We start from the raw sequence: 14,588 nt of genomic DNA on the forward strand, positions 1-14,588 counted from the left end.
AACTTATGAACAAGACACCGATTATTGAAGATGCCGCCGAACTGGCGGAGTTCGCCCGCTTTCTGGCGGATCAGCCGGTGATCGCCGTTGATCTCGAAGCCGACAGCATGCACCATTTCACCGAGCAGGTTTGCCTGCTGCAGTTCACCGCTGCCGGGCGGACCATGCTGCTCGATCCGCTGGCGCTGCCCGATCTCGAGCCGCTGCGGGCGATTTTTGCCAATCCGCGGCAACGCAAGCTGTTCCACGCTGCCGATTACGACCTGCGCTGTCTGCGGCGCGATTTCGACCTGCGGATCGACGGCCTGTTCGACAGCATGATCGCCGCCCAGTTGTGCGGTGAGCAGAAGATCGGCCTCGCTGATCTGCTCGGCAAGTATTTTGACCTGCGGATCGACAAGAAATACCAGCGTGCCGACTGGACGATTCGGCCCCTGCCGGGCGAGATGATCGCCTACGCGGCCGGGGATACCGCTGATCTGGAGCGGTTGGCCGGGGTGCTTGAGCAGCGTCTGGAAGAGCTCGGACGAACCGCGTGGCACGCCGAGGAATGCGCCCTGCTGCAGGAGGTGGCCTTCGAAGAGAACGGCGGTCCGCTGTTTCTGCGTTTCAAGGGGGCCGGGCGTCTCGACCGTCGCCAGCTGGCCATTCTTGAACAGTTGCTGCAGTGGCGCATCCGCCGTGCCCGCAAACGGGACGTGCCGCCGTTCAAGATCATCGGCAACAAGCCGCTGCTGGCCGTCGCCACCGCCGCGCCGCAGACCGCCAGGGCTCTCGGCCGCCTGGAGGGGATGTTTCCGCGCCTGGTCGAAAGATTCGGCCGTGAACTGCTGGAGTGCGTGAGTGCGGGGTTGGCGATTCCGGAAAAGGAGTTGCCGGCCTTCCCGCGCGGCGAACGGCGCCTGCGTGACCCTGAAGCGGACAAGCGTTTCGAGCGCCTGAAGCAGTGGCGCCGGCAGCAGGCGGAGCGGCTGCAGCTCGATCCCGGGGTGATGATCAACAATGCCCTGCTCGAAGCGATTGCCTACCAGCCTCCGGGAAGTTCTGATGACTTCGCCCGGTTTGAAGCCATGCGCAACTGGCAGCGGCAGGAGTTCGGAGCGCAGATCCTCCAGGTGCTTGACCACGGATGACGCTGATTGGGACGGTGGAGATTTCATTCTGAAGCAAACGCGCGGGTTGTAACCCGCGCGTTTGCTTTTGGGTTTATCTTCCTGTCTGCGGCAGCGGGTCCAGCAATGCGTTTAATTCTTTTTCCGGCAGGACTTTTTCCCGCAGGCAGAGGGCGCGGATCGTTGTTCCTTCGCGGAAGGCCTGTTTGGCCAGTTCCGAAGCCCGGTCATAGCCGATGCGCGGCGCCAGGGCGGTGACCATGGCCAGACTCTGTTCGACCAGTTCGGCACAGCGTTCGGCGTTGGCCTGCAGTCCGGTCACGCACTTCTCGGCGAACAGCCGCGCGGCGTTGGCTGTCAGTTCGATGCTCTCCAGCAGGTTGCGGGCCAGCAGCGGCAGCATCACGTTGAGTTCGAAATTGCCCGCCAGCCCGCCGAGGGTGATGGCGGCGTCATTGCCGATCACCTGGGCGCAGACCTGGATCAGGCTCTCCGCCATCACCGGATTGACCTTGCCCGGCATGATGGAACTGCCCGGCTGCACGGCCGGCAGGCTCAGTTCGCCATAGCCGCCGCGTGGTCCGCTGGCGAGAAGGCGGATATCGTTGGCGATCTTGAAGAGGGCCGCGGCGCAGCTTTTCAGGGTTCCGCTGAGGGTGACGATCGCGTCCCTGGCCGCCTGGGCCTCGAAATGATTGCGCGCCTCGCTGAATTCCAGCCCGGTCTCCTTTGTCAGCCCTGAGCAGACACGAGCGGCAAATTCCGGGTGGGTATTCAGCCCGGTGCCGACGGCGGTGCCCCCCAGGGGCAGTTCCAGCAGCCCTGCAGCGCTCAGCTGAAGTCTCTGCCGGGCCAGTTCGAGCTGGCGGGCATAGCCGGAAAAGACCTGGCCGAGACGGATCGGCACCGCGTCCTGGAGATGGGTGCGTCCCAGCTTGACAATCGGATCGAATTCTTCCGCCTTGTCCTGCAGGCTCTTCTGCAGCAGCTCCAGGGCCGGCAGCAGATGCCGGTGCAGTTCTTCGGCGGCCGCCAGGTGGATGGCGCTGGGAAAGACGTCGTTGCTCGACTGGCCGAGATTGACATGATCGTTGGGATGGACCGCCTTGTCGCCGAGGTTGTGGCCGAGGATGGCGGCGGCACGGTTGGCGATCACCTCGTTGGCGTTCATGTTGCTGCTGGTTCCGGAACCGGTCTGGAAGATATCGATCGGGAAATGTTCATCAAGATCCCCGTTGGCCACCTCGGCGGCGGCCTGTGCTATCGCTTCGGCCAGGTCTGCCGGCAGCAGTCCCAGTTCGGCATTGACCCGGGCCGCGTACTGCTTGATCAGGCCCAGGGCGCGGATCATTGCCCGCGGCAGGGGCCGGCCGGAGACCGGGAAGTTGTTGACCGCACGCGCGGTCTGGGCGCCGTAGAGGGCCGCGGCGGGGACCTGCATGCTGCCCATCGAATCGGTTTCGGTGCGTTGTTGCTCTCGGTTCATCGGCATTCTCCTTTTGCAGCCAGCTTATCAATCCCGTCATGGCTGTCAATGGCCTGGATCAGGACAAATTTTACTCTGGCTAAAAATACTGCTTCGCCGCTGTCGCGCCTTCATGTAGAATGGTCCGGTGAGTTCCCTCGCCTTTGCCCTCATCCTGCTCTCGGCGCTGATGCACGCCCTGTGGAACCTGCTGGTCAAGCAGAGCGGGGACAAGACCGCCTATATCTGGTGGATGTTCCTGCAGTCCGGGATCCTCTTCAGCCTGATCATGCTGCTGGCGGCCGGGCCCTTTCCACCGCTGTCGCCCCGTCTGCTGCTGCTGACCGCCGGCGGGGCGGTCTGTTTCGTCCTCTACCACCTCTTCACCGGTCGCGCCTACCGTGAAGGGGACCTGTCGATGACCTACCCGCTGGCGCAGACGGCGATGCTCTATGTTCCCCTCTGGGGGGTGCTGCTGCTCAAGGAACATCTGTCGCCGCTTGGGGTGGCCGGCATCCTGTTGATTGCCATGGGGGCCTATGCCGTGCAGCTGCGCACTCTGAGGATGTCCGAGGTGCTGCGCCCGTTTCACTACCTGGGCAGTTCTTCGGTACGCTTCGCGCTCGCCGCGGGACTGGTCTATTCCTTCGGCGCGGTGATCGACAAGAGCGGGGTGACCCGTTACGATCCGCTGCATTTCACTTACCTGCTGGTTGTCTGGATGCTGTTGCTGATGTCGCTCAACCTGTTGCGGTCGGGCAACAGGGGACGGATCCCGGCTGAATGGCGCCGTCATCCGCGTCTGGTCCTCTGCGCCGGACCGGTGATGCTCTGTTCCTTTCTCAGCTTCCGTTACGGACTGCAGCTGGCGCCGATGAGCTACGCGGTGCCGGTGCGCCAGGCTTCGCTGTTGATCGCCGTTTTGATCGGAGTGGTTTTTCTCGGTGAACGGGCCGGTCGCATCCGGTTCGGCGCCACTCTGCTGATTCTCGCCGGAGTCTGCCTGGTCCGTTTCGGTTGAACCCAAATCCGCCGGCAATTTCGGGATTCGGCTGTCATTACGGTTGAATCTGCTTCGTTGCCTTCACCGCATCGGTGCTCAACGCAGCCCGGCTGCGTTTGCGCCCGAAGCGGAACGGCGCCTCGCATCTCCACCCGTCCCGCCACCCTCGGTCCGCAAAACTGCCGGTGGATTTGGGTTGAAGCTGGGCCGGGTGCCCCGGGCTGTGCTATAAACAGGCGGTACAGAATTTCCGTTTTCCGAGGGCTCTCTGATGAAAAACCTGGCCAATTTTCTGTTCGAGGTGGGGATGCTCAAACGCACCCCGCGCAGCGGCTTCCAGTTCCTCGGCTCCGGCGCCGAGTCGGTGGCCGAACATTCCTTCCGCACTGCCATGATCGGTTACACCCTGGCTCATCTGGATGGGCGGGCCGATGTCGGCCGGGTGGTGCAGATATGCCTCTTTCATGACCTGCCCGAGGCGCGGACCGGCGATCAGAATTACGTCAACAAGAAGTACGTTCGCACGGATGAAAAAAAAGCGGTCGAGGACCTGGCCCGGAACCTGCCGTTCGGCGATGACTACCGTGACCTGTGGCAGGAATTTGATGCCCGCGAGAGCCTTGAGGCGCAGCTGGCACATGATGCCGATCAGCTGGAGATGATCCTGGCCTTGAAGGAATACAAGGATCTCGGCAACCGTTACGCCGACGAGTGGTATCCTTATTTGGTTGAGCGGTTGCGGACCGACGCGGCGCGGCAGCTGGCGGAGACCATCTGGGAGACCGATTCGAGCAAGTGGTGGTTCGATGATGATCACCAGTGGTGGGTGAAGGGAGAGCGGGGTCCTGCTTGACGCTGTCGGGCTTTAGTGTTACAAGTGTCCGCTTGAAAATTGTTACCTGAATCAGTGAGTTCCTGTCGGATGGAGAGGGCAATGACTTGTGTTATCCGCCGACAAGGGGCTCACTGATGCAGGTGTTACAGAACGGGGATTTCAGTTATGCTGGACAGCCGCTACCTGCGGGACAATCTGAAAGAAGCCGAACGCCGCCTGGCAACGCGCGGCGGTGATGTTGATCTGTCCGCTTTTTGTGGCCTGGACGAGAAACGGCGCGGCCTGCTCGGCGAGGCCGAGGGTCTCAAGGCCGAGCGCAACCAGGTTTCGGCGCTGATCGGCAAGACCCGGGACAAGAGCCAGGTGCAGGGTGAGATCTCCCGCATGAAGGAGGTCTCGGCACGGATCAAGCAACTTGACGAGGCGCTGCGCCAGGTCGAAGAGGAATTGCAGGCGCTGCTGCTGACCATCCCCAATCTGCCTCATCCGGCTACACCGGTCGGCGCCGCCGAGGAGGAGAACGTCGAGATCCGACGCTGGGGGACCCCGCGGCAGTTCGATTTTGAAATCCGCGATCATGTCGACCTTGGCGAAGGGCTCGGTATTCTCGATTTCGAGCGGGCCGGAAAGCTCTCCGGGGCGCGCTTTTCTCTGGCCCGGGGGGGCGGAGCCCGGCTTGAACGCGCACTGATCAACTTCATGCTCGACCTGCACACCGGCGAGCACAATTATATTGAAATATTGCCGCCCTTTATGGTAAACAGGGCGACGATGACGGGGACCGGACAGCTCCCCAAATTCGAAGACGATCTTTTTCATACCGAGGGCGCAGACCTGTTTCTGATCCCGACGGCCGAGGTGCCGGTGACCAATATTCACCGGGACGAGATTCTCGCCGGCGACCAACTGCCGCTCTGCTATGCCGCCTATACTCCCTGCTTTCGCAAGGAGGCCGGGTCACATGGGCGGGATACCCGCGGCCTGATCCGCCAGCACCAGTTCAACAAAGTTGAGCTGGTGAAATTCGTTCGGCCGGAGGATTCGGATGCGGAGCTGGAGAAACTGCTCGGCAACGCCGAAAAGGTTCTGCAACTGCTGGAACTTCCCTACCGGGTGATGGACCTGTGTACCGGCGATCTCGGTTTTTCCGCGGCCCGTACCTTTGATATCGAGGTCTGGCTGCCGGGGCAGGATTGTTATCGGGAGATTTCCTCCTGTTCGACCTTCACCGATTTTCAGGCCCGTCGGGCAGGTATCCGTTTCCGGCGTGAGGCCGGCGCCAAGCCGGAACTGGTTCATACCCTTAACGGTTCAGCGCTGGCGGTCGGACGGACATTGGTAGCGATTCTCGAGAATTACCAGCAGGCCGATGGTTCGGTGGTTATCCCCGCCGCCCTGCGGCCCTATATGGGCGGCCTGGAGGTTCTTGACGCCCGATAAAGAGTCTGCTGCGGAGGAGTGGCCGAGCGGTCGAAGGCGGCGGTCTTGAAAACCGTTGAGCGAAAGCTCCGTGGGTTCGAATCCTACCTCCTCCGCCATTCAAATCAAGCTCGGATGGTCGCGGTAGGATTCGAAGCGAAACGAGCGCAGCCCTTGGGCTGAAGAGCCGGCAGGAGGCCGGCGGCAGCGAGTTGAGGGGAGGTTACGCAGGAGCCGCCGTGATGGCGGTGACGAAGTGACCGAATCCTACCTCCTCCGCCATTCAAATCAAACTCGGACGGTCGCGGCAGGATTCGAAGCGAAACGAGCAACTGAATACAAATACGGAGAGGTGGCCGAGCGGCTGAAGGCGGCACCCTGCTAAGGTGTTGTACGGGCAACTGTACCGAGGGTTCGAATCCCTCCCTCTCCGCCAGTTTCAAACAGGTCGGTTGATACGTGAAACCGGTTTTTCCCGTGTCGATTGCTTGTCCCCCAGGCGGTCAGTCCGTCGTCATCAGTGAGGTCCTGTGATCGTGAAGACTTTGTTCAGGTCCACTCTTCTGTTGTCCCTTCTGCTGCTGCTTGTTGTCGGTTGCAGCAAGCAGGAGGAAGAACCGGCCAAGAAGCCATCTCCCCACGGGAATATTACCAAGCAGGAAGCCAAGGTTGTTGTCCCCGAGTCGGTGGCCGGTCACTGGAAGGCCGTCAAGATCGCTGTTCAGGACAAGGAAAAGAGCAGCGAGGATATTTACACCGTCGATATCGGCTATTCATTCAAACTCGGTGATTCTGATCTCCGTCTGAAGGTGACCAACTTTCTGCCGCATTTCGTCATGGACGGCATGACTCTGACGTCCCTGAGCAACGATCCCAAAAATCCGGCCGCACAGATCGTAATCACCGAAAAGGGCAAGCCGGTTTTCAAGGGCTGGCTGTTCAGTCTCTATCCCAATACCCATGCTTTTCAGCATCCGCGCTACGGCTTCAGCCTGGTCGGTTATGTGCCGACGAACGGAGAAAAGGGAAAAAAGGGTTGACAAGAACGGGAATTTGAGAGATAACGCACTTCCCTGCGCCGCTAGCTCAGCTGGATAGAGCGTCTGACTACGGATCAGAAGGTCGGGAGTTCGAATCTTCCGCGGCGCGCCAATAAAAACAAAGGGTTACAGGATTTGATCCTGTAGCCCTTTCGTTTTTTTCGGGTTTTGCTAATAATTTTGCTAATAACTAAACCGGTTTCCCGCCCCCCTTTGATTTCAATACCTGGCAGTGCTACTCTTACTGAGAAGGGTTCGTATGCGGCTAGGGGGGCACCCTGTCACGAGGCTGCATCCGAGCCGGGGTGTGAGCCGTCCCGGCCATCGTCCCTTCTTGTTACATAGAAACCCCTGTCTCTGCTTCTTCATGTGGCAGAGGTTGGGGTTTTCTTTTTGAGCGGCAGGTAGGCTGTTATTTTTTGCCGTCTCTTCTTTTGGTGGTCTGGTCTCCAGTTGTGCCCGACCGGTTTTTAACCAGACGGGATTGCATCCCACGTTGTAATTCAGTCAGTTGTCGGAAAATTCTTTCATGATTGCCTTCCCCCCACCCTCATTTCCTGGATGGTAGTGAAAGTCCATGAGTGTTTCCAGTCTGGTATGTAGCAGTCAGTCGTGCTGGCTGACGCCTGGATAGTGAAGAAAGGAGATTGCAACGATGAAAGAGTTAGAAACCAAGCCCATCTTCGTGCGTCGTAACCGGATAAAGGAGTTGACTGGACTCTCTCCCTCGACGGTCTGGCGGCTTGAGCAGCAGGGTCAGTTCCCCAAGCGTCGGAAGATTGGGCCGGGCTGCACCGGCTGGTTGTATGAAGAAGTCCTCGAATTCCTGCGGGGTAGTGAGAAGGTCTCTTGATTGACCCATGCTAGTCTTTCTTGGTCTTTGTGCTAGAGGAGGCCATCACCATGAAAACAGACTTGACTGCAGGAATTGACCGAGTGGAATCAGGTGGATGGACAGCGTCCCCTCTCTGAAGAGCTCTCGCCTGTAGTTGACATAATTCTTGATGCCTAGATTCTCATGACCATGGGTGTCTGGGGTCAGATGTAGTGACCCTCCATCTATCTGGCAGTATTGGCCCATGGGCCGAAACCGACTGGGCGGCGAAGTGAGGTCCGCCTCGTACATGCTCCTCACATCTTCTTCCCCGTCCAGATGACCCGTCCAACGATTCTCAAGGCTGCCACCTGGTCATTTGAAAGGATTTCGGGCTCATAAAACGGGTTGTCGTTTTTGATGACGATGGACCCGTCCAGTTTCCTTTGGACTCGCTTCACCAGAAGGGCATCGTCAAACTCGATCACATAAACAGCGCTGTCTTCAATCCGGGATACGCGGAGGTCAACCAGGATGAGGTCCCCGGCGTTCAGTGTGGGGGCCATGCTGTCCCCCTTTACCGTGATGAGGGCGAGATCCTTGGTAGGGACTCGCAGATAGTTGTGTACCCAGTCGTCCTTGAAAGATACGAAGTCCACGATCTGCTCGCTTTCGACATACCGTCCATGGCCCGTTTCCGCAGAAAGTTCGTATCTGGGAAGCATGATAAATCCATCAGGGAGCGGGTCGGACTTTTTCATTGGCCCCTCTCCCGTCAAAAGCCATGCAGGGCTAGTTTGTGGGAAAATTTCGAGAAATTTCAGGAGCAGGTCCGCGTCGGGAGCCCTGCCTCCCTTCTCGTAATTCATCATGGTGTTCTTGTGAATGCCAAGCCTTCCTGCAAGTTCCGACAACTGCATCCCCCCTCGCATTTCCCTGATTCTTTCGCCTAGGGTTCTCATTCTCTCCTCCACATACGTGTGCCTGATCACACAAAATTGTGTTGACATACACGTATGTATGATTTAGAAAAGTTTTCGTGTGCCTGAGCACACAAACGTGTGCTTAATCACACAAACGTGTGCTTATAATTACTTTTCGTGTCTGCGATGGACGATATTTTTACAAAAAAAGTCATCTCCTTAACAAAAATGAGTGTTGTTTTCGAAAATAACACAAAAATTTGTGTCTCCAAAGTCTCTTGTGGACTCTGAGGAGGCATTTCCGAATTTAGCAAACATCAAACACCCTCGCATTATGGAGAACTTTTCTGAGGTGTCATGCCGCTAGATTGAGCGGAGAATGAAGGATTGACGGTGAGTCATGGATGATTTCATCGAAAAAATTCAGATCGACCCCCCAACGCCTACGTCTGTTCTGGACGGGGATATCCATACCATTCTGAACCGGCTGAAAGCCGAAATGGAAGATGGTCCCAAATATCTCCCGGACTGGGCCGACTCGGAAAACACCAGGGGGGCGACTCCAAACGAGATTGTCCGATCGGCGCTTTTCACGGCCCGGAACAGGAATCAGTCCCGGATCTATTTCAAGGACGAGCCGATCGTTGTGACCGGGAGCGGTTCCATTTCCTATCGCGGTGAAGAGTTGCGGCAGGACGACGAACTGGTCTGGTTTCGGCTGCTGCAGATGGGCAAGGGCCAACCTCTTGGGGAGTTGATCCATTTCACTCCCTACTCCTTTCTGAAGTCGATTGGCTGGCGGGTCAACAATTGGGGCTACCGGCACCTCAAGACAAGCCTCTCCCGAATGAAGGCAACCGCCGTCCATCTCTCTTCAGACCGTCTTGGAACCGTTGTTGTCGGCCTGATCGATTTCTTCAGGTACTGGGACCCTGACACGCATTCTCCGCTGTCCATGTGGGAAGTCCAGCTTTCGCCAGTCCTGAGCAAGTTGTTCGTAGACCAGGAATTTACCCTGATCGACCTGGAGCAGCGCAAGGCTCTTCCGGAGGGTATTGCCACCAAACTGCACAGCTATTGGTCCAGCCATAGGGAACCTTATCCCGTCAGGATCGAAACCCTGCAAAAACTCTGCGGCAGCGACAACGAACTCCGTTTTTTCAAGCGAAAGCTCAAGCAGGCACTCCAGCACCTGGTGCGGGTCGGATTTCTGGAAGAGTGGCTGATTGTGGACGGGATGGTGCGTGTCGTCAGGAAGTGATTGGCCATCGTTCAACGGGGTGTCGCTGAATGGGGCACATAGTTTGGGAGACAGGGGCCTGTGGATAACGTTTTCCTGCAGGAAAACGGATGGTTAGGGCGTCCCATGATCTGGAAAACGCTGCAAATGGCTGAGCGGGACGCGGCTGACTGGTTTCGGCTATCGCTGAATGGGGCACGAACTGTCGCTGTATGGGGCACAAAGTATCGCTGAATGGGGCACGCACCCTCGCTGAATGGGGCACAAAACTATCGCTGGATGGGGCACACGTCTTTGGTTGTGGATAACTTTTGTGGATAATTTCTTCTGTAATTACAGTCTGTTGCACGACCAATATTTGGGAATTGCTGCCAATAAAAGGCTAACCATTATTTAACCGTTAATAGGGGGAAGGGCTGAATGATGATGACTGCCGAAGAGGCCATCGCCTGGGTTGAAAAAAATGCCAGACAGATCAAGGTACACACGAGGAGATATCTCCCCTTCGTTCCTTATGATCAGGAGGACTTTCTGCAGGATGCCCGCGAGGCGGCGTTGCTCGCAGTTCGGGTTGCGGAAAGAAAAAACCTGCCTTTCGCGGCCTGCTTCTGGATGACGCTGAAAAACAGGATCTCCGAAGTAACGCCCTACCCGGAATCGAAATGCCACGCGGGGTCAGTCTCTCCACCTTCAAACAAATGCTGGCCGTCGGAATACTTCGGATGCGATGAAAAAACACCAGCCCTGGTGGATCTGATTGACGTGGACCGTCTGTACTGGATGGTCAGCGCGTATCTCACCAGGACGGAAAGAAGGGTTCTGGGTCTGGCTCTGGGTCTCGATTCCGGGCGCAAGGGAATCAAGGAGATCGCCAGAGAGATTGGCTGCACGCCGGCAAACGTCCGCCAGACGTTGAACCGGTCCTATCGGCGATTGTCCCAACTGGTTGCGAGCGGTGAGTTGATTCTGGAGATACGGGACATTGAGGCCCGTCGTTTTCCGCATTCTCCCAGGCGGAGAAGAAAGGTGGAAACCGAGGAACCCAAGGCTGCATGAGTCCGATGAGGCAGAGATGACGCTAGGGAAAAGAATACGGCAGGTTCGTGGAAACAGGAAAATTTCCGCTTTCATTGAAGGGTACGGCATTTGCCCCAATACCTTGATGAATTATGAGGCTGATAGAAGGCGACCGGACGCGGCATTCCTGATGCGCCTGTGCGAAAGGGAGGGTGTTGAGCCGAACTGGCTCCTTGGGTTCAAGGACGCTGGGGATGAGAGCGTGACCTATAAAAGACATGTTCTGGAAATGGTGGCTGCCGAGACGGCAAGAAGGGCGACTTTTCAGGTCGGACCCAAAATGGGAAAGCTTCTGACTCTGGCCTATGAACGGGCGGTTATGACAAATGCGGGTCGGAGACAGGTGGAAGAAATAGTCCGTGACCTTCTGGAATTCCTGGATGGCTGTGAAAGCGAAGAACTGGAACGTCCAGAGAGCCTTGACGATCCCCTCTCTCAGATTGCCTGTTGAGACAGGAGGCAAAAGGTGACGCTGAAAGAAGCTGCTGAACTTGTCGGCCTTCCTCGGTCCATCGTCGAGAGATTGCATCAGGATGGCATCATAGACAATCCGGTCACCGACCATGACCTGAAGGGCCTTGTGATAGTTGCTTTCATTCGAGGCCGGGTTTGGTACCTGAAGCGACTCATGGCACGTTTGCCGAAGAGAGTAAGGCGGAAAATAGCGGGAGAAAGCCATTTGACCCGCGTGGAGAGTTATATTCTGTCCTGCTACATGAATGCCCGGCCTGGACAGCGCGTCTCTGTCGATGACGTGATGCAGAGGGTAAACCATTTCCTGGGGGCAAAGGTGACAAGAAAACAGGTGATAAAAATCCGATCCATTGCTTATGAACTGCGCCGGAAACGGGCCGAGAAATCGAATGGATGATGAGACATTGACGGCCTGCCTGCAACCTGTTCCGGGTTGAAAAATCAGAATAAAAATTCCCCCCTCCCGCATATCCCTAGAAACAGCAAGTAAACAAAACGGGCAACGTTGCCTTATTGGGCTACAGATCGTCGAAGTTGTCGCCTTGGTTGTCGACGATGGCGTAGACGAAAAAGGCAACGTAGCCAACATTGGCTACGAAAGGAGCTACACAATGGTATTTGTCTGTGATCTGGGGTTCTCTTCGTTGAAGTGGGTCTATGGGGAAAACAAGGGGCGGATCGTCTCGGCTTTCAGGCGGAGCCATGATGGACTGGTGGTCGGTGAGGACGCTCTGCTGACGGCAGGTTCAAGTTATCTCAAAACGCTGGAAGACCTGGTGCATCACTATCCGGCTTTTGTGGATGAGGCGGCGGCGGTTGCGCGTGTCCCTGAAAAAACTCCCCTGGTGATTGGTCTTCCCTACGGGGCCTGGGTTGCCGAAAAGGACAAGCCCGCAGGGGTGGTAACGACCCTGACGAAAATCCTCAATGGATCGGGGTGGCCCGATGTGAGGATTCTTCCGCAGGGCCTTGGAGGTGTCCGCCTTTTCCTGGATCGGCTCCCGGGGCGATCGGGAAACATTCTGGCGGTTGATATCGGCTTCAATACCGTTATCTTCACCCTGGTCGACGGGGGATCACGCTCCATCATCTATGGCGACACGTTTTATAAACGCGGAGTTCACCAGATGGCGACGCAGCTCCTTCTTCCGGCCATTCGCGACTTTGCGCCATCGAGGACGTTTACACCGGTGGAGATCAGCTATCTGATCGAGCAGGGATATGTTCAATACGGGTTCGAGCGCCATGACATAAGCAGTGAAATCGAGGTGGCGGCCAAGGCATATATTGAGGATGTCTTGCGGGATATTCACGGTGAGCTTCAGGCCCATCTTGGACTGAAGGCGTCCTTTGAGACGGTCCTGGTCTTTGGCGGCGGGGCGACTCTGATCAGGGATATCATTGACTCCAAGAGGGTCGCGATCGAAATTCTGTCAGAACCTGAATATGCAAACGCTCTTGGGTTTGCCCTGTCGGACGGCTAGGAGGGCGTCATGGCACAGCGATTGATCCGGCTGACCCTTTACGACGAAGCGACCCTGGCCGTACTGGACGACCTCAGCAAGGCACGCAAGCAGTCGATGTTCGTCCTGGAGGCCTTACGTCACTTTCTGGGCACGGAAGAGGGGCAGCAGTTGTTGAAAAACCTTACCCTGACAGAGTCTCCCGCATCAGAAATTCCTCAGTCATTGGACCAGGAGGAGCCGAGGCAGGGGAGGGTTGATGAGCGTAAAGGGAAATCGAATCTGGATGATATTTTTAGGTAAATGGTCCTTAAGGGGGGGGCGAGCATCTTGACCGGGCGCTTATGGTTCCTCCAAATTTACAGTTCCCAGCCTTTTGAGAGATTCTTGGGGCCTAGAAACGAATTACTTTTCAGACGCCATTCTGTTTTATGAGACAATGTCACCAGAGCCTAATCGTTCTAAGGATAAATCTGTTATTGAAGATACTTCCCCCAACAAGAAAACCCCTTCACAAGTGTGTTCAATTCCTGTCAATTTTAAAAAATCAAGAATGCAGTAATTGATTCCTGGGATAGGCTTAGATAAGTATTTTATTTGTTCAATATTTCTCAAGTCGACATAAATTATATTGTTATCATCAGAATATGTTGTAGAAATATTACTAATATTCGAAATTTTATCTTTCAAAATACTGTCAATTAACCCTCTAGATATTGAAATGATAATGCGGCCAATAAGATTTTTACCTATGGGTTCGTCGGATTCATATTCAAAAATAATATTTTGATTTCGTTTGTTAATTTCAAAAGAAGTGATTGTTAATTTTAAAGGCAAATCAATTTTTGCACCGAGTTTAATTACAGAAAGAACCAATCGGATATGGCTTGAGTAGAAATTAGCCTTTTCCAAATAAACGCCTTCTTCCTTCTCAATGGCCATTTTCATTGATAGATATAAACCCTCATGAGGAATTAAAAGGCGACCAGATTTTATATTTTCTAAAAAGTCATCATTAAGGAATGATTTTTGTAATGAGTTAAAAATATCTCCATAATCAGAAATTGCATCAACAGCTTTTTCCAGAAAGTCAAACATGATCCCTCCATTAGAAGATCAATAATTGAGCCGGAAACCTTATAATGAGTTCTTTTCAGATACTTTAAATAAAGTACACAATTTCGTAGCTGTCTGCCAACTTTTTTGGGTCCCCCCCCCTGCAAAGGCGGTAACCGTTTGCAGAAAATTGTTTGCCGTAAAATACTTGTGGCCGACTTCGGTAAGGTTGATTCGGTCATCCTCCACTCTTCGTTCAATACTTTCCTTTTTCCTTTTTTCTGAATCTTCTTCAGGAACAGACTGACAAACCATCAGGCTTTCCTGTCTTATTCACCCGGTGCCCCCCCCTGTTAGAGGTCTTGAGAGGGAAGTGACATTACCTGACCTTCCAGCATGTTGGACGGTATACGGTCTGGACCGTCGATGTGTTGAAGTGGATGTCACTATGTGATACGTATTGTCGTGCCCTTGGTCGCCCCAGCTGTGGTGAACCTTGCAGATTGAGTCGCGGAAGGATACCACCTTATTTTCACGGTTCTATAACCAAAAAGAAGGTTGAATTGTGATTCAAAACTCCAGGCAGTTAGGCGACTGGGGTGGTTTTCGGTGAAATTGACAACCTCTTGGAATTGTGAAGATTATCGATATCTACCTTTGTTTGGAG

General features: G+C 55.3%; 16 protein-coding genes and 3 tRNA genes. 15 read left to right on the forward strand and 4 right to left on the reverse strand.

The genetic code is table 11. From position 1 onward, the window contains the following. Positions 1 to 5 precede the first annotated feature (5 nt). Complete coding sequence (locus B5V00_RS13540) at positions 6 to 1,133, forward strand: ribonuclease D (RefSeq protein WP_085011352.1); 1,128 nt, start codon at positions 6 to 8, stop codon at positions 1,131 to 1,133. A gap of 73 nt (positions 1,134 to 1,206) precedes the next feature. Here the strand turns inward: B5V00_RS13540 and B5V00_RS13545 are convergent, their stop codons facing one another. Next, a complete protein-coding gene (locus B5V00_RS13545) occupies positions 1,207 to 2,598 on the reverse strand; it encodes a class II fumarate hydratase (protein WP_085011353.1) in 1,392 nt (463 codons plus the stop codon). A 127-nt stretch (positions 2,599 to 2,725) separates the two neighbouring features. On the opposite strand from B5V00_RS13545, the gene B5V00_RS13550 reads away from it, so the two are divergent. The 8 genes from B5V00_RS13550 to B5V00_RS13585 all read left to right on the forward strand — a co-directional run bounded on the left by B5V00_RS13550 (position 2,726) and on the right by B5V00_RS13585 (position 7,727). Next, the gene (locus tag B5V00_RS13550; RefSeq protein WP_085011354.1) at positions 2,726 to 3,598 is read left to right on the forward strand and encodes an EamA family transporter; all 873 of its coding nucleotides are present in this window, start codon (positions 2,726 to 2,728) and stop codon (positions 3,596 to 3,598) included. A gap of 253 nt (positions 3,599 to 3,851) precedes the next feature. Continuing rightward, entirely contained in the window at positions 3,852 to 4,433 is a 582-nt protein-coding gene (locus B5V00_RS13555; RefSeq protein WP_085011355.1) for an HD domain-containing protein, read from the forward strand. Between the two features lie 147 nt (positions 4,434 to 4,580). Next, the gene (serS, locus tag B5V00_RS13560) at positions 4,581 to 5,855 is read left to right on the forward strand and encodes a serine--tRNA ligase (RefSeq protein ID WP_085011356.1); all 1,275 of its coding nucleotides are present in this window, start codon (positions 4,581 to 4,583) and stop codon (positions 5,853 to 5,855) included. A gap of 12 nt (positions 5,856 to 5,867) precedes the next feature. Further along, positions 5,868 to 5,953 (forward strand) — tRNA-Ser (locus B5V00_RS13565). Between the two features lie 227 nt (positions 5,954 to 6,180). Then, positions 6,181 to 6,270: transfer RNA gene (locus B5V00_RS13570), tRNA-Ser, on the forward strand. Between the two features lie 130 nt (positions 6,271 to 6,400). Beyond that, on the forward strand, positions 6,401 to 6,874 hold the full coding sequence (locus tag B5V00_RS13575; RefSeq protein WP_245803981.1) for a DUF2155 domain-containing protein: 474 nt from the start codon (positions 6,401 to 6,403) through the stop codon (positions 6,872 to 6,874). A 35-nt stretch (positions 6,875 to 6,909) separates the two neighbouring features. Beyond that, a tRNA-Arg gene (locus B5V00_RS13580) sits at positions 6,910 to 6,986 on the forward strand. 543 nt (positions 6,987 to 7,529) lie between these two features. Beyond that, a complete protein-coding gene (locus B5V00_RS13585) occupies positions 7,530 to 7,727 on the forward strand; it encodes a helix-turn-helix transcriptional regulator (RefSeq protein ID WP_085011357.1) in 198 nt (65 codons plus the stop codon). A gap of 278 nt (positions 7,728 to 8,005) precedes the next feature. On the opposite strand, the gene B5V00_RS13595 is transcribed toward B5V00_RS13585, so the two are convergent. Further along, positions 8,006 to 8,650 carry an XRE family transcriptional regulator gene (locus B5V00_RS13595; protein WP_172399757.1) on the reverse strand — a complete coding sequence of 215 codons (645 nt, stop codon included), beginning with the start codon at positions 8,648 to 8,650 and terminating at the stop codon, positions 8,006 to 8,008. A 361-nt stretch (positions 8,651 to 9,011) separates the two neighbouring features. Here B5V00_RS13595 and trfA point away from each other — a divergent pair, with 361 nt between their 5' ends. From trfA to B5V00_RS13625, 6 genes are all read left to right on the forward strand, one after another. Further along, entirely contained in the window at positions 9,012 to 9,872 is an 861-nt protein-coding gene (gene trfA, locus B5V00_RS13600; protein WP_245803982.1) for a plasmid replication initiator TrfA, read from the forward strand. 399 nt (positions 9,873 to 10,271) lie between these two features. After that, complete coding sequence (locus B5V00_RS13605; protein ID WP_085011360.1) at positions 10,272 to 10,907, forward strand: helix-turn-helix domain-containing protein; 636 nt, start codon at positions 10,272 to 10,274, stop codon at positions 10,905 to 10,907. Between the two features lie 16 nt (positions 10,908 to 10,923). Further along, positions 10,924 to 11,379 carry a helix-turn-helix domain-containing protein gene (locus B5V00_RS13610; protein WP_085011361.1) on the forward strand — a complete coding sequence of 152 codons (456 nt, stop codon included), beginning with the start codon at positions 10,924 to 10,926 and terminating at the stop codon, positions 11,377 to 11,379. Positions 11,380 to 11,394: 15 nt separating this feature from the next. Further along, positions 11,395 to 11,799: a hypothetical protein gene (locus B5V00_RS13615; RefSeq protein ID WP_085011362.1), complete on the forward strand. Its 405-nt coding sequence runs from the start codon at positions 11,395 to 11,397 to the stop codon at positions 11,797 to 11,799. 145 nt (positions 11,800 to 11,944) lie between these two features. Continuing rightward, the gene (locus tag B5V00_RS13620; RefSeq protein WP_245803983.1) at positions 11,945 to 12,886 is read left to right on the forward strand and encodes a ParM/StbA family protein; all 942 of its coding nucleotides are present in this window, start codon (positions 11,945 to 11,947) and stop codon (positions 12,884 to 12,886) included. Positions 12,887 to 12,895: 9 nt separating this feature from the next. Then, entirely contained in the window at positions 12,896 to 13,168 is a 273-nt protein-coding gene (locus B5V00_RS13625; RefSeq protein ID WP_085011364.1) for a hypothetical protein, read from the forward strand. A 126-nt stretch (positions 13,169 to 13,294) separates the two neighbouring features. Here the strand turns inward: B5V00_RS13625 and B5V00_RS13630 are convergent, their stop codons facing one another. Together B5V00_RS13630 and B5V00_RS13635 are read right to left on the reverse strand one after the other, a co-directional pair. After that, on the reverse strand, positions 13,295 to 13,963 hold the full coding sequence (locus B5V00_RS13630; RefSeq protein ID WP_085011365.1) for a hypothetical protein: 669 nt from the start codon (positions 13,961 to 13,963) through the stop codon (positions 13,295 to 13,297). Between the two features lie 39 nt (positions 13,964 to 14,002). After that, a complete protein-coding gene (locus B5V00_RS13635; protein ID WP_085011366.1) occupies positions 14,003 to 14,236 on the reverse strand; it encodes a hypothetical protein in 234 nt (77 codons plus the stop codon). Between the last annotated feature and the right edge of the window lie 352 nt (positions 14,237 to 14,588).

It is taken from the genome of Geothermobacter hydrogeniphilus (assembly GCF_002093115.1).
In the GTDB taxonomy this organism is placed as follows: Bacteria; Desulfobacterota; Desulfuromonadia; order Desulfuromonadales; family Geothermobacteraceae; genus Geothermobacter_A; species Geothermobacter_A hydrogeniphilus.